Here is a 23,962-nt window from a genome sequence, read left to right as displayed (position 1 = left end):
TCGCCCCCGTATGCTTCCTGCCGGATGAGCAACGCCTTAAAGATCCTCACAACACTGGACAAGCACCTGACGAAGCATACTGCGCTTGTCCTTTACGGACGCGCTGCTTTGGTACTGGGTTTTTCAGGATCCCCGCCAGACGCGGCCCTCTCGTTGGATGTCGATGTCATTTTGACGACAGAGCAGTCTTCTGAATTGGACCAAGACGAGTCTTTCTGGATGGCCCTGGAGGCCGCGAACGGCGAACTCGCCCCATCTGGTCTGTATGTCACGCACCTCTTCGAAGAGAGCCAGGTCATTCTGCGTCCAGATTGGAAACAGCATCTGGTGCCGCTTCCAGTGATGGGGTGCCAGCGGTTGTCGCTGTCGCGTCCTCATGGCGTGGATTTGCTTCTCACCAAGATGATGCGCGGAACTGACCCGCAGGACATGATCGACGCTCAGTTCATCATTGAATCAGAGCAGCTAACACGGGAAGCGATCGAGACAGCAGTTGCCGGCGCTCGAGTACCCGATATCGATGACATCCATGCCGCATTTCTGACGGCAGTGCCAATCGTGCTTAACATGGCCAAGCTGTAGGAGCCAATCGGCAACTTGTTCCTGGCGGGTCGGAAAACCCACCATCCACTGTCGGGTCAGGAGACCCAACCTCCTGGCTGAAAAGAAAAAGCGCGAAGGATGGCTCCTTCGCGCTTCCAGGATGGGGATGTGAAAACCTGAGAAACTTATTCTGCGGTCTCAGCCTTCTTGGCGGTCTTCTTCGAAGCCTTCTTAGCGGGCTTCTCTTCGGACGCTTCGGAGGAAGCAGCAGCCTTCTTGGACTTGCTGGCCTTGGCGGGCTTTTCTTCCGTCTTGGCTTCTTCAGCGGCAGGAGCAGCTTCAGCAGCAGCCGGAGCGGCGGGCACGAAATAGTCCACCCACTCGATGAAGGCCATCGGAGCGGAGTCGCTCATGCGCTGACCGAGCTTGGTGATGCGGGTGTAGCCACCCTTGCGGTCGGCGGAAGCCACGGCGATTTCATCAAAAAGCTTCTTCACGAGGGTCTCGCTGCGAAGCTTCGCGAACGCGAGGCGGCGGCTGTGCAGGGTATTCTTCTTGCCGAGCGTGAGCAGCTTTTCAGCCACCGGACGCAGCGCCTTGGCCTTGGCCAGGGTGGTCTTGATGCGACGGTGCTCGATCAGGCTCTTGCAGAGGTTCTTGAGCAACGCTTCGCGGTGGGGCTTTTTGCGCTGCAGCTTGACGGTCTTGTTCCGGTGTCTCATTTCTCAGGTTTCCTGTTAATTCGTTCAGTGGTGCTTGGCTGATGAGGAGGTTTATTCCTCGTCCTCATCGTCGTCACCGCCGAGGTTGGCGCTGATCAGGCGGGAGAAGCTGTCGGCATCGGCGTCTTCGTCGTCCTCACGGCGGAAGCCACCCTGACGGATCATGGAGATACCGCCGGGAAGGGGTTCAAGCAGCGAGGGGTCGAGCTTCATGCCAAGAGTGAGGCCAAGCTCGCCGAGCTTTTCGCGAATCTCGGTGAGGGACTTCTTGCCGAAGTTGCGGTAGCGCAGCATTTCGGCCTCGGTCTTCTGGGCAAGCTGGCCCACCGTGGTGATGTTCGCGTTGTTGAGGCAGTTCGCCGCACGGACGGACAGCTCGATTTCGTTGACGGACATGTTGAGCAGCTTGCGCAGCTCGAGGTTTTCTTCGCTCTGGGCTTCGGGAGCCGCGTCGAATTCGACCTGGCTGTCGTCGTAGTTCACGAAGACATCAAGGTGGCGACGAAGGATGGCGGAAGCCTGCAGGAGGGCGTCCTGTGGGGCGATGCGGCCGTCTGTCCAGATATCGAGGATGAGCTTGTCGTAGTCCGTGTTCTGGCCCACGCGGGTGGCTTCCACGGCGTACTTCACGCGGGTCACCGGGGAGAAAATGGAGTCAATCGGGATGACACCGATGGACATGTCAGGACGCTTGTTGTCCTCGTTGGTGGCGAAGCCGCGGCCCACCTTCACTTCGATTTCGATTTCCAGCTTGCCCTTGCGGTCGAGGGTGCAGATGACCTGGTCCTTGTTGATGACCTGGTAGTGCTGGTCGTCCTTGATGTCACCGGCGGTGACGACGCCTTCCTTGTCGGCGTTGAGAAAAAGGGTGCGGGACTCCTTGTTTTCGAAGTGCTGGAACTTCACCTTCTTCAGGTTCAGCACGATCTGCGTCACGTCTTCCACCACTCCGGGGAGGGTCTGGAACTCATGCTCAGCGCCCTTGATGCGGACGCTCGTGATGGAGGCTCCTTCCAGGGAGGAAAGCAGCACGCGGCGGAGGCTGTTGCCGATGGTGTGGCCGTAACCACGGTCAAAGGGTTCGGCAACGAACTGCGCGAAGGTTTCGGTGGCCGTCGCATCGTTCTTCACGAGGCGGTTCGGCATTTCAAAACGGGCAAGACGGATGGACATGTATTCTGATGGGTGGCCGGGTTGCCTTCGGGGCGAGCGGTTCTACCTCGGAAGAGGTGGACCCGAAGACCAACGGCGATTGACGGGCTCGCAGGGGGCAGGGACAATGCACGGCTGCGGCGGAGAGGCAAGGAATTTTTCAGCACAAGGCGGAGGTCCTCCATCTCCAAGCCGACAGTGCCCCTGCCCTTCCTCCCGGTCGACACCCTGACACACGGTTAAGGGTGCCCGGCGATGCGATTCCATAAGAAAACCATGTGGTTTCAAAGCCTCCCCCTCCGCCGTGGCGTAGCTGCCCTGACCGCCGTCAGCCTGCTGAGCGGCTGCACCAGCTCCCTGCCCAGCTTTTCCAACCCCTTCCCCAAGCTCAGGGGTGACAAGGCCTTCATCCGCTATTGGCCGCCGCCCGAAGGCAGTACCCAGCTCCGCGTGGCGGTGAAGGACAACATCGACATGAAGGGCGTGGTCACCGCCGCTGGCTCCGAGTACCTGCTGAAGACCAATCCGCCTGCGGAAGAAGACGCTGCCTGTCTCGCTCCGGTCCGTGCCCGGGGAGTCCACATCGTGGGCCGGACCAATCTCAACGAACTCGCCCTCGGGGCCACCGGGATAAACGGCTACTTCGGCACGCCGAGAAACCGCATGGGTGACTCCAAGCGACTCATGCCGGGAGGCTCCTCCAGCGGCTCAGCGGTTGCGGTTTTGAATGAGCGAGCGGACGTCGCCATCGGCACGGATACCGCCGGGTCCATCCGCACCCCGGCCGCCTGCTGCGGTGTGTATGGGTTGAAGACAACCTTCGGCCTGATTTCCACGAAAGGCATCCACCCCATCTCGCCCCGGCATCTGGACACCGTGGGACCCATTGCCAAGGATGTTCCCAACCTCGTGGAGGGCATGGACCTGCTGAAGCCGGGTTTCCGCAGCCAGTACATGAATGCCATGGCCTCCGAGCCCGGCCCACGGAGCCTCACCATCGGACGCCTCTACATCGAGAATACGGATCCGAAAATCGACAAGGCCATCGACGACGCTCTGGCGTCAGCGAATGTGAAAGTGGTCCGCCTTCCCCGGTGGTTCTCCGAGGCTTGGAAGGAAGCCATGAAAAACGGGAACACCATCGCCGTGGCGGACGGCTACGTGACGGACAAGGAACTGCTGAAAGCCCGTGGAGTAACCTCCACCACCAAGGCCGCCATCCTTCTGGGAGAGTTCAAGTACGACAGCGAGGACTATCGCAAAGCACTGGCCATGAAGAAGGTATGGCAGCGACAACTCGACCGGATCTTCCAACGAGTGGATTTCATTGCCCTGCCCACGCTGCGCCACCACCCCATGAAGGTTCCCATCTTCAGCCGCTTCGTCCTTTTCGAAGCCCAAGCCCTGGCCTTGCAAAACACCGTTTCCGTGAACTATGCGGGCAACCCGGCAGTGGCCATGCCCGTACCCATGGATGACAAAAAGATACCCCTGACCAGTCTCCAACTTGTCGGCCCAAGATTAAGTGAGGCAAAACTTTTGAACGCGGCAAGAATCCTCGCGTCGAAGCGATGATGTTTTGCCCGAAACCCCTCCGCCTTCGTGCTTCGGCCAAGGCCCTCCTCTCCGCTGCGGCGCTGTGTATAGCCAGCGTCAGCGTCCAGGCCCAATCCCCGGAAGAGCTGCTCCAAAAAGCAGACGCCCTTGATGTAAAGCTCGAGGCCAAGGAAGCCCTCCAGATCTATCTGGAACTCGAGAAACTCCAGCCGGACAATGCTGATGTGCTGGTGCGGATCGCCCGGCAGTACCGGCACCTCATGGCGGACGCTTCCTCCAACGACCAAAAGCTGAAGCTCGGGAACATTGCTCTGCAGTACGGAAAGCGTGCTGCAGCCGCCGATCCCAAGAACTCGGATGCCCAGCTCTCCTGCGCCATCAGCTACGGAAAGATGGTCCCCTTCATGAGCAACAAGGAACAGGTGGCCTGCTCCAAGGCCATCAAAGCGGGTGCGGAGAAGGCCGTGAAGCTGAATTCCTCCAATGATCTGGCCTGGCATATTCTGGGCCGCTGGCACCGGAATGTGGCAAATGTGGGCGGCGTGAAGAAAATGCTCGCCTCCATGATCTATGACAAGCTGCCGGAAGCCTCCAATGATGAGGCCGTGAACTGCCTTGAGAAGGCAGTGAAGCTCAATCCAGGCCGCCTCATGCACTACGTAGAACTCGGTCGCGTGTACGCCCAGGTGGGCCGCACCTCCGAAGCCTGCAAGTATCTCGAGAAAGGCATTGCGATGCCCAGCGTGGAGAAAGACGATGCGGACGCGAAAGCTGCCGCGAAGGAACTTCTCGCAAGCCTGAAGTAAGGCGGTTGATGGCAAGATTGGTATCCTGACCGAATTGTAGAGCACAAGCGCCGCGCGACCCATGAGTGGTTCCGCGGCGCTTTTGTTTCTTCTGCTGGCGGTCAGGTAGCGGCCGGAGCACTTCCGACCGTGGGCAACTCGCACAGGGAGCCATCAATGTAGAGATGGTGCCAGAGTTGCGTCGCCACGACAGCCGCCAAACCCATCTCGATCGACAGGCGCGGCAGGGACCCTGCTCGCATGCTGGTATAGGCCTTCCTCCAATGCCGCACGGCTTGGGCATCAAAGTAGCCGGTGCGCTGCAGCGACTCTTCGCTGAGGAGTTGAGCGACAAACGCGGGTTCCGGCTCAAGGTGAAAGCTGTCCAGCGGAGCACGGAAGATGACCTTCCCCCGCTTATACACGAACGGTGGCACCCAACGCTCCGCCAGCAGACGGAGCAGATGCTTGTCGCGGAACCCACGCAACTTCCAGCGAGGATGGAGTTTCGCCGTGAAATCGAAGACATCCTCATCCAGAAAAGGATAGCGCACCTCCACGGAGGAGTGCATGGCCACGCGGTCACCCTTGGCCTGGAGCAGGTGGCCCGCGAGGTTCACCCTTCCCGCCATCCAGACCCCTCGATTCAATGGATGCCATTGGGTGGCTCGATCGAGATCCATGTCCAGCATGGCCCACGGTGCCGTGGCGTCCATCTGTGCCAGCATGTCCGGGCTGTAAAAGCGCAGTTTGGAAACACAAAGCACTCCGTAGGAATCAATCCAGGGATTGGTGCCCCCGATGACTTTTTCGATATCCCTCCGAACCTGCGCTGGGAAATTCGGCACATTGCTCATTCTCAAGAAGGCGCGACGGACATTGTCGCTGAGTTCCACGCCTGGAATCTTGTCAAGGAAACCAAGTGCCTTGGAGATCTTGTACCATGGGTAACCAATGAGCCACTCGTCTGCTCCCTCCCCCGTCAGCACGACCTTTTGTCCGTTGGAGTGGACCTTGTGAGCCAGTTGCAGGAGCGATGCGCAGGAGGTGTCAATGACCGGGCACTCAGCCGCCCGGATGAGGCTGGGATAGGTGCTGAGAGCGTCCTCTGTGCGAAACTTCTGAACGATGGGAGGCGCCGTCCCAATGTGCTTGGCTACCATGCTGGCTGCATCCAGTTCGTCCAAACCAGGTTCATCCACCTGCACGGTGTAGGTATGAATGTCCTTGCCTTTGACGTGGCTGGCGAGCGCCAGAATCATGCTGGAATCCACTCCGCCTGAGAGATAGGAGCCAACCGGCACATCCGCGCGCAGGCGTTTCTCCACAGCCTTGAGCATGAGCTGCTCAAACTCATCCACCAGAGTCTTGGCATCGCCGTCCCTTTCCTGTCCCGCATCGGGGAAATCCATCTTCCAGTAGGCTCGCTCCTGGATGGTGACATTATCGCCACGATTGCCCTTCGTGATCTGCAGATATCGCGCAGGCGGGAGGCAGTTCACCCCTTCGAAGCAAGTCACCGGCCCCGGCATCGCTGAGAAGGTGAAGACATGATCAATGCCCCTCCGGTCGGGCCGGGCAGGCACCATGCCGGAGGCCAGCAGCCCCTTGATTTCCGATGCGAAGAGCAGCCAATCTCCCTGCCGGCTCCAGTAGAGGGGCGCAATGCCAAAGCGATCACGCCCCATGGTGAGTTGCTTCTTTTTCTCGTCCCACAGGGCGATGGCAAACTGTCCCCGCAATCGCTCAAACATGCCCTCCCGGTGGTCTTCCCACATATGGGGAATGATTTCCGTGTCGCAATGAGTGGTCAGTACATGGCCCCGATCCCGGAGCTCGGCGCGCTTCTCAAGGTGATCAAACAGCTCCCCATTGAAGACCACATGAACGCTGCGGTCCTCATTGGACATGGGCTGTTGGCCATCTGCGAGACCCACGATGCTCAGCCTTCGAGAGGCCATTCCAAGCCCTGGCCGCCAAAGAAAGCCTTCTTCATCAGGGCCTCGATGGAAGATGGCACGCGCCATGCTTCGAACGACGTCCACCGGCGCGTCCCGTTCCCCGGCCAAATCCAGCATGCCTGCAATGCCACACATAAATTATAGTTCGCCCCAGCGAGTGTGGTGAGGATGCGTCTTCTGGCAAAAAGATTAAGCAAAATTAGTCGCGGCACAGTTCACGCGGACAGTGGTCCTGAGTCGATACTCAGTGCCCCAAGGGCCTACTTGCAGATCGTGCTTTTTGCTTCCATCAGGTTGCCCTTGCAAATAACTTGTGGTGCGGGGCAAACCACATAAAGCTGCCCCTGTTTCGGAATTTATTGCTAGCCTATGACCAAAGAAGGAATTGCCATCATCGGAGTCGGTTGCCGTTTTCCAGGAAAAGTGGATGACGTAGAGTCCTACTGGAAACTACTGGCCGAGGGCCGTGAAGCTGTGGTGGAGGTTCCTGCCGATCGTTGGAATGCTGATCGGTATTACGACGAGGAACCCGGCCTGGTTGGAAAATCTATTGCCAAGCGCGGTGGATTTATCGACGGCCTCGATCAGTACGACCCCCAGTTCTTCGGGATCTCTCCACGTGAAGCCCCCTACATCGACCCCCAGCAGCGTCTGCTTTTGGAGACGGCTTGGGAAGCGATTGAAGACGCCGGCATCGTGCTGGACCTCGAAAAGGGCACGGACATCGCCGTATTCATGGGGGTGTCCCACAATGACTATCAGATCATCCAGGGCACGCCTTGGGACTCAGCAGGCATCAGTCCCCACTCGCCCACCGGAAGTGCGCACAGCATCGCGGCAAACCGCATTTCTTACAGCCTGAACCTGCTCGGCCCGAGCGTGGCGATGGACACCGCCTGCTCCTCCGCTCTGACTGCAGTGCATGCGGCATGTGAGCACATCTGGACCAATCGTGGCGACGTGGCCATGGCTGGTGGTGTGACCATCATGGTCACCCCTGGCGGCTTCATTGGCTTCTCCCAGGCGGGCATGCTCTCCCCGGATGGCCACTGCAAGGCCTTCGCAGCTGAAGCCAATGGCTTCGTGCGCGGCGAAGGTGCCGGCGTGGTGCTCATGAAGCGCCTCTCGCAGGCCATCAAGGATGGCGACCCCATCCACGCGGTCGTCATCGGCACGTCCTTGAACCAGGACGGCCATACGAACGGCATCTCCCTTCCCAGCCCGGAAGCCCAGGCCCGCCTCGTGCGTGACGCCTGCAAGGACGCCGGCATTGATCCGAAGCAGATCGGTTTCGTGGAAGCCCACGGCACCGGCACCGCCGTCGGTGACCCCATCGAAGCGACCGCTCTTGCCAATGCCCTTTGCGTCGATCGCCCTGCCGACCAGCCACTGCCCATCGGTTCAGTGAAGACCAATCTTGGTCACCTTGAAACCGCCGCTGGTGTGGCTGGCCTCGTCAAGGCCCTCCTCGTGCTGAAGCACAAGCAGATCCCCGCGAGCCTGCACTTCGAAAACCCGAGCCCGCACATCGATTTCGAAGCACTGAAGCTTCGTATCCCGACCTCCATGGAAGCCTTCCCTGCCCCGGCAGAAGGCCCCCGCATGGTGGGTGTGAACTCCTTCGGTTTCGGTGGCGCGAATGCCCACGTCATCCTCGCGGAAGCTCCCCACACCACCCAGCGTGAGTACCTGGAAGTCCCCGAAGGCCGCTCCTGGCCGGTGACGATTTCCGCACGCTCCGAAGAAGCTTTGCGTGGCACGGCGGAACGCCTCGGCGCCTGGCTCACCTCCAAGGCAAATGCCAACGGCAGCTCTCCTGTCCTGCCCGACCTGACCTACACCCTGGGTGCTCGTCGCAACCACCACCAGTACCGCGCCACGGTGGTGGCGAATTCCATCAATGACTTGATCGAAGAACTCAACGGCTTCGCCACCGGCAATCCCGGACCGAAGCTGCAGAGCGTCTTCACTCCTCGCCCGGAAACCGCGCCCCGCGTCGGTTTCGTGCTCAGCGGCCAGGGTCCCCAGTGGTGGGGCATGGGCCGCGAGCTCATGAAGTACGAGCCTGTGTTCCGCCAGATGATGGAGCGCTGCGACGCCGCCATGCGTCCCTGGGCTCGCTTTGGCCTTCTCGAAGAACTCGCCAAGTCCGAGGCAGACTCCCAAGTCATGCGCACCGAAGTGGGCCAGCCGGCCATCTTCGCGATGCAGGTATCCCTTTGCGCCCTCTGGAAGTCTTGGGGTGTGGAGCCTGCGGCCATCGTGGGTCACTCCGTCGGTGAAATCGCCGCCGCCTGTGTGGCGGGTATCTTCAGTGTGGAAGACGGCGCCCGCATCATCGTGCAGCGTGCGCGCTTCATGGAAGAGTGCGCCAAGGGTGACGGCACCATGCTCGCCGTGGGCATCACCGAGGAAGACGCTCGCGCGCTCATCGCTCGTCATGACCGCACCGTGACCATCGCGGCCTTCAACGGTCCGAAGTCGCTGACCCTCGCGGGCAACGCGGCTTCACTGACCAAGATGATGAATGAGCTGGAAGAGCAGGGCGTCTTCGCCCGCCTCGTGAAGGTGGACCATCCCTTCCACCACCCGCTCATGCAGCCCGCTTCGGAAGCGCTCGAGAAGGCGCTCGCCGAGCTCAAGCCGCTGCCGGACACCGTTCCCTTCTTCAGCACCGTCACGGGTGACCGCTGCGCCGGTGACTCCTGCGACGCCACCCACTGGGGCAAAGGCATCCGCCAATCGGTGCGCTTCGCACCTGCCGTGGACGCGATGGCTGACTTCGGCGTGGACGTGTGGCTGGAAATCAGCTCGCACCCCGCCCTGGCCCGCAACATCCAGGAATGCCTCGGCGCCCGGAACATCAAGGCTCCCGTGCTCTCCTCCGTCCGTCGTGAGAAGGAGCATGAGACCATCCTCGACACCGTGATGGGCCTCCACCGCGCTGCGGTCGAGCTCGACTTCGCGGCGATGACGCCCTCCCGCCGCCAGCTTTCCCTCCCCTCGTACGCGTGGGATAAGGCCCGCTGGTGGAGTGAGTCCCCCGACTGGCGCGATGGCCGTCTCATGAACGGTGGACGCGGCATGCTGGACATCCGCCTGCCCCGTGCCACCCCGACCTGGGTGGCACGCCTCGACAACCGCCACATGGCGTACCTCAAGGATCACAAGGTCGAGAGCCACGTCATCTTCCCGGCCGCCGGCTTCATCGAGCTCATCCTCGAAGCAGGCGCCCAGTACTTCGAAGGCCGCCCGTTCGTGGTGGAAGACTTCGAAATCCGCAAGCCGCTGATCCTTCCGGACTCCACCGCGGGTCTGCAGATCGAAATCACCTACGAAACCGGCGAGCGCACATTCTCCATCCAGAGTAAGTTTGAAAACGCCGCCTCCTGGTCGGTGCACGTGGTCGGTTCCATGCGCGGTGAGCGCACGGAAACCACCTTCGCGCACACCAAGTGGGAAGACGTGAAGCCGAAGGACCTGCCAGCGCAGGACCTGACCGGATTCTACCAGCACATGAGCGACATGGGCCTTCGCTACGGCGAAGAGTTCCGTGGCGTGAAGGAACTCGCCGCCGCCGGTGGCGTGTCCCATGGCAAGGTGGCCCTCACCGAGGAGTCCGCCAAGCGCGCTGGTGAATACCAGCTCCACCCCGTCCTCATGGACGCCGCCCTGCACGTATTCTCCGCAGGCGCGAAGACGGTGGAAAGCCGCAAGGCCAAGCTCAAGCTCCCGGTGCGCTTCCAGCGCATCCTCTTCCTCCGCTCGCCCGGCGCCTCCAGCCAGGTCCGCGCCAGCGTTCAGGGCTTCAACGACGACTACCTCGAAGGCGAACTCGGCCTCTACGATGAAGCAGGCAACCCCTGCGTGCTCGTGGACGGCTTCCGCGCCATCGCTGTGGCCGGCGCCCGCCGCTCCGGCACGCCTGGTGGCCAGCGCGACCTTGTTTATCAGGTCGCCTGGGAACGTACCAATCCCTCCAGCGCCGAACCGAGCACCGTGGGTGCCCCGCTTCCGCTGGCGCAGCTTCAGAAGGCCGCAGGTGCCGCGCTTGACCAGGTCGTCGAAGCACGTGGCAAGAAGAAGCTTGAAGAAGCACTCGCCGCTGGTGACGAACTCGCCGCCGCGAACCTCGCCCGTGGTCTCCAGAGCATGGGTGTGAAGAGCACCATCGACGCCAAGAAGCTGAAGATCGACGAGGCACTCATGCCGGTCTTCGGCGCCCTGATGACGGGCTTGGAGCGTCGCGGTCTCATCCAGAAGGAAGGCGCGATCTACAAGACCACGCCGCTCTTCAAGAAGGCAGCCAGCAACGCGACGCCCACGCTTCGCAAGTACATCGAGAACAACCCCGGTCACCTCTCTGAAGGCCTGATCAACCACGCGACGTGTGCCGAACTCGGCCCCATCCTCCGTGGTGAGAAGGAAGCCGTGCAGGTGCTCTTCGCCGGTGCGGGCGCCGAACACCTGGACCAGTTCTACGGTGACGGCCTCTACACCAGCCAGTGGCTCGCCGCCATTGCGGCTGCCCTTCAGGAAGCTTCCAACGCCCTTCCCGAAGGCCGTGGCCTCCGCATCCTGGAAATCGGCGCCGGTACCGGCGGTCTCGCCTCCTACCTGCTCCCGCTCCTTGAGCGCGGTCTGCACACCTACACCTTCACGGACATCTCCGCGGGCTTCTTCCCCGGCGCCATGCAGAAGCTGGCCGGATTCCCCGAGGTGGAGTGCAAGATCTTCGACCTTGAGAAATCCCCTGCCGAGCAGGGCCTCGACGTCGGCAGCTACGACTTCGTCATCGGCACCAACTGCGTGCACGCCGTGAGCGATGTCACCGCGTCCCTGCGCCATGTGCATGACCTGCTCGCCCCCGGCGGCAGCCTCATCTTCATGGACACGGGCTCTCCGATGCTGTGGACCGAGTCCACTTTCGGCCTCACGAGCGGCTGGTGGAGATTCGCCGACCGCGAGCTTCGCCCCGAGCAGCCGCTCATCGAGCGCGCCCAGTGGGAGAAAGTCATCAAGTCCGCCGGCTACGCCGAAACCGCCTCCCTCGCCGGCCTCACCGGTCCACGTGGTGGCGAAGGCCAGATCCTCCTCTTCGGTCGCAAGGCGTCCGAGAAAGCCGCTGCCCCCACGACTGAAGCACCCGCCGAAGAAGCCGCGCTGGAGTCCTCCTGGCTGCTCTACGCCGACAAGGGTGGCTTCGCTGAGAAGCTCGCTACGAAGCTCCGCGAAGGCGGTGCCCGCGTGCGCCTCGCCTACAAGGGCGACAGCTACAGCGCCAGCGGTGACAAATTCACCCTCCGTGCGGAAGCCGGTGAAGACTGGAAGACGCTTCTCGAAACCGTCACGAAGGATGCCGCGCCTGAGCGCAGCGTGTACTTCTGGACGCTCGACGAACCCGCCAAGCCCAGCAATGCCGACGAAGTCATCGCCGGCACCGATGCGCTGCTGCACCTCTCCCATGCGGAAGATGCCGTGCGTCCTGCCGTGAAGAGCCGCTTCGACCTCGTGACCCGCGGCGCCCAGCCGATTGGTCGCGACAACAGCGCCACCACCGTGGTGCAGGCTCCCCTCATCGGCATGGTGCGCGTGTTCAACAACGAACACCCCGACATCACCTGCAAGGCGATCGACCTTCCGACCGTCGCCTCCGACGCGGATGTGGACCTTCTCATCAGCGAACTGAAGCGCACCGATGTGGAGCGTGAAGTCGCCTTCCGTGGCGAAGCCCGCTACGTGCAGCGCCTTGATCGCGGCCGCCCTGTCAAAGAGCAGTGGCTGCAGAAGACCATCCCGCTGCGTCTCGAATCCCGCGAACGTGGTCACCTCGACACGCTGCGCTTCACGCCATTCGAAAACCCGCCCTGCGAAGCAGATCAGGTGGTCATCGATACTCGTGCCGCTGGCATGAACTTCCGTGACGTGCTCAAGGCGCTCGCCCTCTATCCGGGTGAAGCTCCGGATGCCCGCATCTTCGGTGACGAAGTGGGCGGCATCATCACCCAGGTGGGTGAGAACGTGAAGCACGTGAAGGTGGGCGACCGTGCGTATGGTCTGGCCGTGTTCGGCCTGGCCACGCAGACGCTGGCCCGTGGCTGCGACGTGCTGCCGATTCCTGCCGGTCTCTCCTTCGAAGAGGCGGCCACCATCCCGGTGGTCTTCATGACCTCCTGGCACTCGCTGAAGAATGTGGCCCGCATGCGCAAGGGTGAGACCATCCTGGTCCACGCTGGTGCTGGTGGCGTCGGTATGGCAGCGATTCAGATCGCGCACCATCTCGGTTGCAAGGTCATCGCCACCGCCGGCAGCGCCTCCAAGCGCGCGCTCCTTGAAACGATGGGCGTGGCCCACGTCATCGACTCCCGTCGTGGCGACTTCGTGGATGCGGTGATGAACCTCACCAACCGCCGCGGTGTTGACGTCGTGATCAACGCCCTCGCGGCCGAAGCCATCCCCATGGGCATGGCCTGCCTTGCGGAGTTCGGTCGCTTCATCGAAATCGGCAAGCGCGACATCTACCAGAACTCACGCATCCCGCTGTGGCCGCTGCGCCGCAACGCGTCCTTCCACGTCGTGGCCATGGACGCCGTGTTCTCCGGTGACGGTGAACTCGCCCGCCAGCTCCTCGGTGAGGTGAACAAGCTCGTCGAAAAGGGCGCGCTGCATCCCCTTCCCTTCCGTTCCTTCCCCGCATGCCGCGTGGATGCCGCCTTCCGCCAGATGGCGCAGGGCAAGCACATCGGCAAGGTGGTGGTCTCCTTCCCCGAGGCCTTCGTGCCGCGCCGTGGCGAGGCCCCTGTGCCTGCCTTCGACGTGAAGTCGAATGGTCGCTACGTCATCACCGGAGCCTTCGGTGGCTTCGGCAAGGTGCTCGCCGAGTGGCTCGTGCAAGCAGGTGCCCGTCACCTCACGCTCAGCAGCCGCAGCGGCATCAAGTCGCCCGGCGCGCAGGAGTTCGTGGATGACCTCACCGCTCGTGGTGTGGAGGTCAAAGCCATCGCCGCAGACGTGGGCTCGCCCGCGGATGTGCAGCGCCTCATCAGCGAAAGCCATTCCGAAGAGACCCCCATCAAGGGTGTGTTCCACCTCGCGATGGTCATCGACGACGCCCCGCTCGCCGCGCTCACCCGCGAGCGCATGCAGTCCGTGCTGACGCCCAAGGCGTTTGGCGGCTGGCTGCTGCACGAGGCGACCGCGAAGATGGACCTCGATGCCTTTGTGATGTTCTCCTCCGTGTCGAGCATCTTCGGCAACCCCGCGCAGGCCAACTACGCGGCGGCCAATGCCTTCCTCGACTCCCTCGCTCATCATCGCCGCTCGCTCGGCCTGCCCGCACTTACCATCAACTGGGGTGTGCTGGGTGGCGAAGGCTACGTGGCCCGCAATGAGAAGGTCGCCGAGTTCCTGGCCCGCCAGGGTACGGCAGCCCTCACTCCGGGTGAAGTGGTCACCCTCCTCGAGTCCTTCCTCGTCGCAGGCTCCGCCCAGGGCGTGGCCATCCGCGTGGATTGGAACAAGTGGCGCCAGTCCTTCCGCAACATGCAGGAGAACCCGCTGCTTGAGCGCATCTTTGCCTCCGGTCTTGAAGGTGGTGAAGCCAGCAGCGGTGGCAGCGACTGGCGTCTCAAGATCGAATCCGCCTCGGCGGAGGAGAAAGAAGGCGTCATCGGTGAAGCCGTTCGTGACGTGGTGGGTGGCGTGCTTCGCGTGAAGCCCGATACCCTGCGCAACGACCAGCCGCTCACGGACCTCGGCCTTGACTCGCTCATGGGCGTGGAAATCGAGAACTCGCTGGAAAGCGCCATCGGTGTGGCCCTGCCGCCCACCAGCCTCATGCGTGCCCGTACCATCGGCCAGATCGTCACCCTCATCGCAGAACGCGTGGGTGGTGCCAAGGCCGCCGGTGCCGCTGCTCCTGCCGCAGCCCCCGTGGCTGAGCCGGTCGCAGCTCCTGTGGAAGATGTGGACCTGGATGCCATCTCGGATGACGACCTTGACCGGTTGCTCGGAGATGACGATGACACCGCGGAAGCCACTGCCGCCGCGAAGCCATCCGCCTAAGCCAGACGTTCGATTCCTTCCCGCATGTCAGGAGAAAAACGTGCCCGGCTCAAACAGATGCTGGAGAGCGGAGAAATCCGCCTCCAGCCCCTCTCCTTCCCCCAGCGCGAGTTGTGGGAGACCACGCCGGTACCGGTCGGCGATCCGGCGAATCACATCTGCAGCGTGATCTATGTCCGCGGCAGTTTGCCGGCGGAACTGTGCCGCGCCAGCATCCAACGGGTGGTGGAGCGGCAGTCCGCCCTGCGCATCACCTTCCTGCCCGGCAAGGACAGGACGCTGCAAATGGTGCGCAACACAGGCGAGGCGAACTTCAAGGTTCGCGAACTGGCACCTGAGCAGCGCAGTGATGAGGCCATCGAGGAGATCATCCAGGAAATCGTCCTGGAGCCCTTCGACCTGATGCACGGACCGCTCTACCGCGTGGAGATGGTCCGCCGCAGCGCAGATGAACTCCTGCTGGTGTTTGCCGTGCACCACTCCATTGCAGACGGATGGACCCTTGGTGTGTTCGTGCAGGACCTCTGCGCCGCCTATGTTCAGGAACTCATGGGCCTCTCCGAGCCCATGCCTCCCGTGCCCATGACCTATGGGGCGTGGGATGCTGCGGAGCGCGCCTTCTGGACACCTGCTGAAGTCGAGCGCTGTGCCTCCTTCTGGAAGCCGAAGCTTGAAGGCGCTCCCCGTTTGTGGAGCCCTCCCGCCTCGCCGTCCCACACGGGACCGCTGCAACGGTGGGTGACACACATTCCTGCAGATCTCACCAGCGCCGTGCGCGAAGTGGTGAAGAAGACGCACGCCACGCTCTTCAGCGCCCTGCTGACCGTTTTCCAAATCACTCTGAACAAGTGGACCAAGGTGGCTGACGTCACCGTGGGCACCCCCTTCGCGAATCGCAACCGTGCCGGAGTGAAGGAAACCATGGGCTACGTGGCCGGCGTGGTGCCACTGCGCGGTCAGGTGAAAGGTGATCAGCGTTTCGTCGATGCCCTCCGCGAAGTGCATGAGTCCACCATGGACTCGTTTGCCAACTTCATGCCGTTCGCGGAACTCGCAGCTGCAATGCAGGACAAACCTGCATCAGGGCACAATCCAATTTTTGACGTGCGCTTCGCATTGCAAAATCACCCGGTGCCCGATGTCAATCTTCCGGGCATGTCGGTAAAACTGCGTATGCGCTCGACGGGTACAGCAAGATTTGACCTGGGATGCGAAGTAACTGAGGAGAACGAGACACTGGAGATCGTATGGCTCTCACGCGCCTCGTTGTTCACTCATGCCGAGGTTGAAAGCCTCAACACTCTGTACCAGAATGTGCTCGCGGAAGCCTGTCGCTCACCAGAGGACCGCATTGCCAACTTCAAATCCTAGTCAGTCCTGACTGAAGCAGCAATGGAAGCCACGACTCAAGCCCCCGCACCAGCCCCTGCTGAAAATCCCCTTTTCGAGCCACACGAACCCCACTGGGTGAGCCGTGCCGCGTTCCCCATCATGGTGGGTATGCTGGCCTTGACCTTGGGCGGGCTGTTCGCGGCTCTCTATCACAACAACTACTGGCTCGTGGTACCGCTGGCCCTCATCGCCAGCCACCTGATGCACGGGAACCTCATCGGCTTCCATGAGGCGTCTCACGGCATGCTGCGCAAGAGCCGTCTTCTCAATGACCTTGATGGTGTGTTCATCGGCTTCCTCAGCCTGATGAGCTTCACGCTCTATCGCGCTTCGCACCAGACACACCATGCGCACCTGGGCCTTGAGCGCGATGAAGAGCTCTGGCCCTTCAACGATCCCAAGTCTCCCCGCTGGTTCCGCCGACTGATGGCGTTCACGGAATTGTTCTTCGGGCTCTTCCACACGCCCGCCATGTTCCTGAGGACCTTCCTGAGGAAGAACTCGCCGATCCGCAGCAAGAAGGTGCGTCGCCGCGTGTGGATGGAGCTGTTTGGCATCGTCGCCTTCCATGCCATGATGCTCACTGCGGCAGCTCTCACAGGAGGGTGGAAATACTGGCTGTGGATGTATTTCATCCCCGGCTTCATTGCAGGTAATCTCCAGAGCTGGCGCAAGTACGTGGAACATGTGGGCCTGACCGGCTCCACCATTCGCAGCGCCACCCGCAGCATCATCGCGGACACTTGGACCGGAAAGCTCGTTTCCTTCACCCTGCTGCATGAGCCCTTCCATGGAGTGCACCACCAGCGGGCCGGCCTCCCCCATGCGGAGTTGCCCGGCTACCAGAAGGATTTGTATCCCACCAATGACGAGGAACTGGCTCCGTTCCGCAGTTACTCGCACGCCATCGGACATCTCGTCACCTGCTTGTATGACCCGAAAGTGGGCGCGCAGTGGCGTGGCTTGAAGGGCGCACAGACTTCTCTGGCGGCGAAATAGACTGCGCACATTGAGAGCTACAGCTTCTCAAGGGGTGGGGACATTCTTGTCCCCATTTTTTGTGCTCGCGGCGGAACTGCGCAACACTTGGACTGCTCCACGTGAAATGCAGCCGTAAGCAGGAATGCCAAAAAGCCCTTCCTCACTCGACGGACTCCCGCGCGGTTCCAGCCACTGCTTTCCGCAAAGGCGATTCTGAGGAGTAAGCCTGATGCCTTTGCACCGCCGCGGCTCCTGTTGCTGCCAGCGGTTGCAGGGCACGGGCTTGCTAAAACCACCCTCAAACCCACCGAAAGGCCCCATGAAAACTCATTGGTCAGCCATCGCCTGCGCTCTCAGCGTGGCCACGTTTTTTAGTTGGAGCAACATCGCCCCGGCACAAACCGTCATCGCAGAAACCACCACCGGCAGCGGCATCATCACCGACTACGTCCCCGGCGGTGAAGCCATCATCGTGCGTGAAGAATCGAGCTCCGCACCCGTTCGCTATGCCCTGACAGAAAGAACCACCTTCATCGATGAAACCGGCGCGCCCGTGCTGGCCGAGAAGGTGACTTCCGGCATGCCCATCACGGTGCACTACGTGCGTGATGGCAGCCGCATGCTGGCCTCACGTGTGGTCGTCCGGCAGAGTGTGAGCACGCCCGTCGCGGTATCCACGCCTGTAGTGACTGAACGCAAGGTCGTAGCCGCCTCCACCACTGCCGGAGGTGTGATTACCAACTTCACGCCGGGTGCGCGATTGATTGTCCGCTCAGAAAGCGCCGAACCGCTCACCTACGCGGTGACGGGAAGCACCACGTATGTGGATGATGCTGGTACTCCCATCGCGGTGGGGCAAATCGCCCCCGGGGCGCCGGTGACCGTGCAGTACGTGCGCGAGGGCGACGAACTGGTGGCTTCGCGGGTGATTGTCGCAAGACCCGCGGCCGCGGTGTCACCTGCACCGGTGATTCGACAAACAACCACCACGACCACCACCAAGTCTGACGACGACGATGACGATGATTGAACCAAACCGCGCACTCCTTCCACGATACCGGAGCCCTGCCTGAAGGGTTCCGGTGCCGATTTCGTCAGCAGGGGCGGCGGCGTGCTAATCAATTCAAGTTGCACGATTTGCGCCCCCGTCGAGGATTCCCAGTCAGCCGACCACAAAGTTATCTGCATGAAAGCCAGCTTCTTCTCGCCCGTCCGGTCCGTCTTTTTTGGCGCCGCCATCGCCGCCGCGGCAATGATTTCACCAGCCGCCAGTGCCCAGGAAGGTGGCATCACGGCCAAGGAGCTTGCCTCCAGGCTCAGCGCCCAGCAGCAGGATGGGAATACCTTCATCCGACTGAAGATGGACACCGGCGGCACCTCCCTCCAGGTGCAAATCAAGTCCCGAAAGACCGCCTCCTCCACGGATGTGGTGTATCAGATCCTGTTTCCCAAGGAACAGAAGGGCAATGGCGTGCTGCTGCGCAGCAGTGGTGGCGGAGCCAGCTTCACTGCTCCCGACAAGCTGACGACCATCGAGTCCTCGCAGATGAAGCAGCCGCTCTTCGGCAGTGCTCTCACCTATGAGGATGTGGTACAGAACTTCTTTGCCTGGGACAACCAGGCTTTCGCCGGCACCGAGACCATCAACAAGGTGGAGTGCCACATCCTGGAGTCCAAAGGCGGCAAGGGTTCCTACGCAAAGGTGCGCACATGGATTGACCTGCGCCGCATGGTGCCCATGCGCGTGGAGAAGTACTCGTCCTCTGGTGAGGTCGTGGTGCGCATCGATACCACCGATGTGGTCCAGAATGACGGCAAGCACATCCCCGCCAACCTCAGCGCACGCCGTGGCTCCACCGTCACCGAATTGGACGGCTCCCGCATCAAGCGAGGGGTGAGCTACACGGATGCTGATTTTTCACCCGAAGGCCTGAAAAATGTCAGCGCTCCACGCGGTGGAGACTGAACACACCCGGCCCCGGGTGGTCACATTCTCTTCCCTGTTTCCCTCCATCTCTCCCACATAAGTTTGCTCCATGCCCGCATCATCGCCGGACGGCTCCAACAACATCGTCTTTGAGGCCAAGGGCCTGAAAAAAAGCTATGACGGAGGCCACGTTCTCGCCCTGCGCGGCGTGGATCTGCAAATCAGGGAGGGTGAGTTTGTAGCCATCACCGGCCCGAGCGGTTGCGGCAAGAGTACGCTGCTACAGTTGCTGGGCTCCTTTGTGACGCCCACGGAAGGCAGCCTCACGTTCCGCGGCAAGTCGATTCCGGACATGAAGGACGCTTCACACTACCGGTCACATGACATCGGTTTTGTGTTCCAGGCCTTCCATCTGCTGCCCACCTTTACGGTACTGGAGAATGTGCAGATTCCCATGTTTGAAGGCGGGCTTACCGTGGCTCAGCGCACCGATCGCGCGAAGGAACTGCTCACCTCCGTGGGCCTCGGCCACCGCCTCACGCATTTCCCTTCTGAGCTTTCTGGCGGTGAACGTCAGCGCGTCGCCATCGCCCGCGGCCTGGCCAATGGTCCCTCGGTCGTGCTCGCTGATGAACCCACGGGCAACCTCGATAGCGAGAACGCCAAGCAAATCCTCGAGCTGCTCATGAAGCTGCACTCGGAGCGCAAAGTGACGCTCACGTTGGTGACGCATGATCCCTCCATCGCCGAAATGGCAGGACGCACCATTCGCATGAAGGATGGCCGCGTGGTCTCCGATGGCACCTCCGAATCTTCCATCTCCCTGAGTAAATGACCTTTTTCACCATCGTTCGCCGCGGTCTGACGCGCCGCCCCATCCGCACCGGTCTCACCTTGTGTGGCATCGCCATCGGCATTGCTGCCGTGGTGGCGCTCGTGGGCATGTCCGGCGGCTATGAAAAGAGCATCAAGGAGCAACTTGATAGCATCGGCATCGACATGATCGTCAGCAACATGAGCGGGTCCGTGAACCCGAAGGTGTTCGACGAGAAGCTGGAGGACGAGATCGCCAAGATCCCCAAGGTGCAGGAGACGACCACCGTGCTGATGCAGATGATCAGCGTGGAGACCATGGACATGGTCATGGTCTCGGGGCGCGAATGGGGCGGATTTACCTGGAATAAACTCAAGGTGGTGGATGGCCGCATGCCGAATGACGCCAACGAAATGGCCGTTGTCCTGGGAGTCACCGTAGCCGACGCCATGAGCAAGAAGGTGGGCGACACGGTGCAGATAGAGAGCGAAGAACTCGCTGTTGTAGGCATCGTCTCCGGCGGTTCTGTCGTGGAGAATGGCGCCATCATCCTCTCGCTTCCCGTACTGCAAAAGGTCACGCAGAACGAAGGAAAGGTGAACTTCGTGGACCTGCGCTTCGCTCCTGATGTGACGCAGCAGGACGTCGACAACATCGCCGCCGAAGTGAAAAAAGTTTTCCCCCAAGGCCGCGCGCTCCGTGCCAATGACGTAGTACAGTCCAGCCAGGGGTTCAAGGTGGTCAAGGCCATGAGTTGGAGCACCTCCACGCTGGCCATCATCGTGGGCGTTTTCGGTGTGATGAACACCATGCTCATGACCGTGTTTGAGCGCACGCATGAGATCGGCATTCTGCTGGCCGTCGGTTGGAAGAAGAACCGCGTCATGAAGATGGTGCTCTGCGAATCCGCGCTGTTGGGATTCTTGGGAGGTGTGGTTGGTGTGGCACTGGGCGCGCTGGCTGTAAGAATCATGGAACGCATGCCCAGTGTGCGCGGTCTGCTGGAGCCTGATTTGAGTCCCCAGCTGATGATTCTCTCCGTGGCCATTGCTGTGGTGGTCGGATTGATCAGCGGCCTGTATCCGTCCTGGCGCGCCTCCCGCATGTCTCCTGCCGTGGCCATCCAGGGCTAGTTGGAACGACGAACCAGTTTTCGCTTATGAAGCATCTGAAGCCCATGGAAGCAGTGGCCACGCTCTACGCGAGCGGGAACGAGGCGGACTCAGAAGCCATCGTGGCGAGCCTGAGCCGCACCATCTTCGGTGCTCATGGGCTGGAACCGGCCCGGCCCGCCAAAAAGATTCTGGCGACCGTGTCCCACCGCGTGCTGAGTTGGACCACCCGGACCACCAAGTCCGAAACGGCCGACGGTGCCGTGGCCACCAGGTACAGCAACCGCATTCTGGAGCGCTCCGGGCACGGCTACGCCCACGCGCTCATGGGCTCCAGCTGCCACACTACGGAGTCACTCGTGGAAGGCGGCGACCCCATGAACAGCCAGTACATGATGATCTGCCCGGAGATTCGCGCCAATTGCGAAGTCTGGGACCGGCTGTTCCTGGACTCCGTGCAGGCCAAGGATGTGCGCCTCCGGATGGTCTGGGAAACACTGGCGACCTATGACGAGGCGAAGCGCCGTCTCGACTCCGGCAAATCCGTGCGGCTCAAGGCCGTGGCCGCCGGCACCGGTCTCAGCATGATTCTGGTGTACGACAAGCTGGTGCGCGATGGCTTCGACCCCACACGCATCTCCGCGGAGGTCACGGACCGCGACCGGGCAAACATTGACAAGGCGAATCGCCTGATGGACAAGCTGCCGACCACCCGGGAGCGTCACACCAAGCCCGGCACTGGCCAGGGCATCTCCGCCCGCGCGGAGGACATCTTCATGGACCATGCGGAAGACGTGCTGGCCACGTATGACGTGGTGACGGCCATCGGCATCCTGGAGTATTTCCACGGTCACACCTACACTACCACGGAGGAGTGCATGGGCATGCAGCCCCCGCCGGATGCCGCGTCAGCGCTGGATCTTGTACAGCGCCTGCACCACCTCCTCGCCGAAGGTGGCAGCCTGATTGTGAATACCTACCGTCGCAATGCGGCCACGCGACTGCTGGAAGTTTTCGGCAGACGCTTTGACTATCGCAACCGCGACAATCTGAAAGCGCTCATGGAGACCGGCGGCTTCAAGCTGGAGAAGCACATGGGCGCGGGACACGTGTACGACGTGGAGATTTACTCCAAGTCACCTCTCGTGGTGTAAAGGAAGCGTCTCATTTCTCCAGAGAGGGAGAGCTTGACGAAGGGGCGAGATTCTCGCTAACTCCGTTCACTCATGGAGAAGCTCCCATTCCTGCTCCGTCCCCTCATGCTCGGGCTCATGGCCGTGAGCCTTGCGGGCTGCAACGGCTACTCCACCGCGCGTGAGAGAGCTCCCAAAGTCAAACCCGTCGGTCTTGGCAGCGCGCTGCTACAGCGGGCCATCAAGACACCAGCCAAGACACCGGAGGAGCAAATTGGCAGATACCTCAATGCCGCCTCCTACTCGGCCGATCAGCTGGCAAAGAACCCTGCGGACGAGCAAGCTCGCAATGACTACAACTTCGCGGTCGCGCGCATCTTTGAAGTCATTCATGACAACCAGCTCAAGCCCTGGTTGAACCCCCTCGTGTGTCCGGGTGCCACGGAAGACTGGACGCTCGTCCTCAAGACAGACGGCAAGTACGACCCCGGCATGTTCCGCGTGCTGCCTGCCGACCGGTTCGAGTTCAAAGGGAAGCTCGTGAAGGAACGCACGGTGAAGAAGGGCATCGGCGCGCCCATGATTACGGCGAACCAGGGGTTCGACTTCACGAAGGTGGACCCGTTTGTGATGGGCAAGACGTCCTACTACGGCGTCACCGTGCTCATCAACTTCAAGGGACATGACTGTACCATGGTGTATTATGATCCCCTGTCCGTCGAAGATGTGCAGTTCGCCGGGCACACGGTGCCACTCGCGGCGGATTTCACCGCGCCCATCGCCTTCGCTCTCGCGGAACTCAAGCCGCGCAAGACCGAGCTCCAGCGCATGTTCAAGCCGGACAAGTTTGCCGGCACCAGCCGCCTCGCACGTCTCCAGCCTTGGGATTCCAAGAAGATCCCCATCCTGTGCATCCACGGACTGGGCGACTCCCAGGCAACGTGGGCGCCGATGCTTGAGATTCTCCGCGGTGACCCTGTCATCCGGGAGAATTATCAGTTCTGGTTCTTCAGCTACCCCACCGGATACCCCTACCCCATCATGGCGGAGAATCTCCGGCAGCAGCTCGACAAGATGCACAAGACTTATCCCGACCGGAAAAAGTTTGTGGTCATCGGCCACAGCATGGGCGGCATGATCGCACGCGAGCTGATCACCGACAGCGGCATGAAAATTTGGGACGCCTACTTCGACGTGCCCCCGGCAAAACTTCCGGTCTCCGATTCCGGCAGGAAGCTCATCACCGGAACCCTCATCTTCAATCATCGTCCGGAAGTGTCCCGAGTCATCTTCTCCTCCGCTTCGCTGGGAGGTGCGGATATGGCTGAGAGCTTCTTCGGAAGGTTGGGCCGCAAGATCATTGGCACCATCTCCACGGCATTTGGAGACAAGGAGGACACTGAAACCGCCGTGGGCCTCGCCAAGCCCAGCGAGGATGGCAACCCTCTCGCCAAAATGCCCACCGCAATCGATGCGCTGGTGCCCGGAAATCGTTTCCTGAAGGCCATCAACAGCATTCCGCCCACGAAGGGCATTCCCTACCACTCGATCATCGGCGACCGCGGCAAGGGTGGAAACAAGGACCACACCAAGCCCGTCAGCACGGACGGCGTGGTGCCCTACTGGAGCAGCCACATTGATGGTGCGCAGAGCGAGATCATCGTGCCAAGCGGTCACTGGTCCAACCAGCATCCTGCGGCCATCGAAGAAATCCGCCGTATCCTCTACCTTCACATCGGAAAGCAGCCACCAGTCACACCACTGACGGCAGCCTCGATGCAGAAAGCCGAGTAGGACTGGCGTCCATTCGGGACGGTTG

At 61.4% G+C, this 23,962-nt stretch carries 15 protein-coding genes; 12 read left to right on the top strand and 3 right to left on the bottom strand.

Going from position 1 to position 23,962, the window contains the following annotated elements:
- Positions 1-24: 24 nt before the first annotated feature.
- On the top strand, positions 25-582 hold the full coding sequence (locus tag DES53_RS19235) for a hypothetical protein (protein ID WP_113959930.1): 558 nt from the start codon (positions 25-27) through the stop codon (positions 580-582).
- Between the two features lie 146 nt (positions 583-728).
- Here DES53_RS19235 and rplQ read toward each other — a convergent pair whose 3' ends face one another.
- On the bottom strand, positions 729-1,265 hold the full coding sequence (rplQ, locus tag DES53_RS19230) for a 50S ribosomal protein L17 (protein WP_113959929.1): 537 nt from the start codon (positions 1,263-1,265) through the stop codon (positions 729-731).
- Between the two features lie 51 nt (positions 1,266-1,316).
- The gene (locus tag DES53_RS19225; RefSeq protein ID WP_113959928.1) at positions 1,317-2,438 is read right to left on the bottom strand and encodes a DNA-directed RNA polymerase subunit alpha; all 1,122 of its coding nucleotides are present in this window, start codon (positions 2,436-2,438) and stop codon (positions 1,317-1,319) included.
- 255 nt (positions 2,439-2,693) lie between these two features.
- Between DES53_RS19225 and DES53_RS19220 the strand changes: the two genes are divergently transcribed.
- Together DES53_RS19220 and DES53_RS19215 are read left to right on the top strand one after the other, a co-directional pair.
- The gene (locus tag DES53_RS19220) at positions 2,694-3,992 is read left to right on the top strand and encodes an amidase (protein ID WP_113959927.1); all 1,299 of its coding nucleotides are present in this window, start codon (positions 2,694-2,696) and stop codon (positions 3,990-3,992) included.
- The gene (locus tag DES53_RS19215) at positions 3,989-4,780 is read left to right on the top strand and encodes a tetratricopeptide repeat protein (RefSeq protein WP_245958207.1); all 792 of its coding nucleotides are present in this window, start codon (positions 3,989-3,991) and stop codon (positions 4,778-4,780) included. The genes DES53_RS19220 and DES53_RS19215 overlap by 4 nt, the downstream gene beginning before the upstream one ends.
- Before the next feature lie 101 nt (positions 4,781-4,881).
- Here DES53_RS19215 and asnB read toward each other — a convergent pair whose 3' ends face one another.
- On the bottom strand, positions 4,882-6,855 hold the full coding sequence (gene asnB / locus DES53_RS19210; protein ID WP_113959925.1) for an asparagine synthase (glutamine-hydrolyzing): 1,974 nt from the start codon (positions 6,853-6,855) through the stop codon (positions 4,882-4,884).
- A gap of 234 nt (positions 6,856-7,089) precedes the next feature.
- On the opposite strand from asnB, the gene DES53_RS19205 reads away from it, so the two are divergent.
- The 9 genes from DES53_RS19205 to DES53_RS19165 all read left to right on the top strand — a co-directional run bounded on the left by DES53_RS19205 (position 7,090) and on the right by DES53_RS19165 (position 23,937).
- Positions 7,090-14,784: a type I polyketide synthase gene (locus DES53_RS19205; protein ID WP_113959924.1), complete on the top strand. Its 7,695-nt coding sequence runs from the start codon at positions 7,090-7,092 to the stop codon at positions 14,782-14,784.
- A gap of 24 nt (positions 14,785-14,808) precedes the next feature.
- Positions 14,809-16,155, top strand: a complete 1,347-nt coding sequence (locus DES53_RS19200; protein WP_113959923.1) for a condensation domain-containing protein — start codon at positions 14,809-14,811, stop codon at positions 16,153-16,155.
- A 21-nt stretch (positions 16,156-16,176) separates the two neighbouring features.
- Positions 16,177-17,175 (top strand): fatty acid desaturase family protein, encoded by a 999-nt coding sequence (locus DES53_RS19195; protein WP_113959922.1) that lies wholly within the window; start codon positions 16,177-16,179, stop codon positions 17,173-17,175.
- A gap of 301 nt (positions 17,176-17,476) precedes the next feature.
- Complete coding sequence (locus DES53_RS19190) at positions 17,477-18,187, top strand: hypothetical protein (protein WP_113959921.1); 711 nt, start codon at positions 17,477-17,479, stop codon at positions 18,185-18,187.
- A gap of 156 nt (positions 18,188-18,343) precedes the next feature.
- Complete coding sequence (locus tag DES53_RS19185; protein WP_113959920.1) at positions 18,344-19,123, top strand: outer membrane lipoprotein-sorting protein; 780 nt, start codon at positions 18,344-18,346, stop codon at positions 19,121-19,123.
- A 70-nt stretch (positions 19,124-19,193) separates the two neighbouring features.
- The gene (locus DES53_RS19180; RefSeq protein ID WP_113959919.1) at positions 19,194-19,919 is read left to right on the top strand and encodes an ABC transporter ATP-binding protein; all 726 of its coding nucleotides are present in this window, start codon (positions 19,194-19,196) and stop codon (positions 19,917-19,919) included.
- On the top strand, positions 19,916-21,031 hold the full coding sequence (locus DES53_RS19175; protein ID WP_113959918.1) for an ABC transporter permease: 1,116 nt from the start codon (positions 19,916-19,918) through the stop codon (positions 21,029-21,031). Before DES53_RS19180 ends, DES53_RS19175 begins: the two co-directional genes overlap by 4 nt.
- A 26-nt stretch (positions 21,032-21,057) precedes the next feature.
- A complete protein-coding gene (locus DES53_RS19170; protein ID WP_113959917.1) occupies positions 21,058-22,164 on the top strand; it encodes a hypothetical protein in 1,107 nt (368 codons plus the stop codon).
- 72 nt (positions 22,165-22,236) lie between these two features.
- Positions 22,237-23,937 (top strand): lipase family alpha/beta hydrolase, encoded by a 1,701-nt coding sequence (locus DES53_RS19165; protein WP_245958205.1) that lies wholly within the window; start codon positions 22,237-22,239, stop codon positions 23,935-23,937.
- Positions 23,938-23,962 lie beyond the last annotated feature (25 nt).

The sequence above is a fragment of the Roseimicrobium gellanilyticum genome (assembly GCF_003315205.1).
GTDB lineage: Bacteria > Verrucomicrobiota > Verrucomicrobiia > Verrucomicrobiales > Verrucomicrobiaceae > Roseimicrobium > Roseimicrobium gellanilyticum.
The sequence above is the reverse complement of the archived record's forward strand: the minus strand, read 5'-3'. Positions and strand labels throughout refer to the sequence as shown.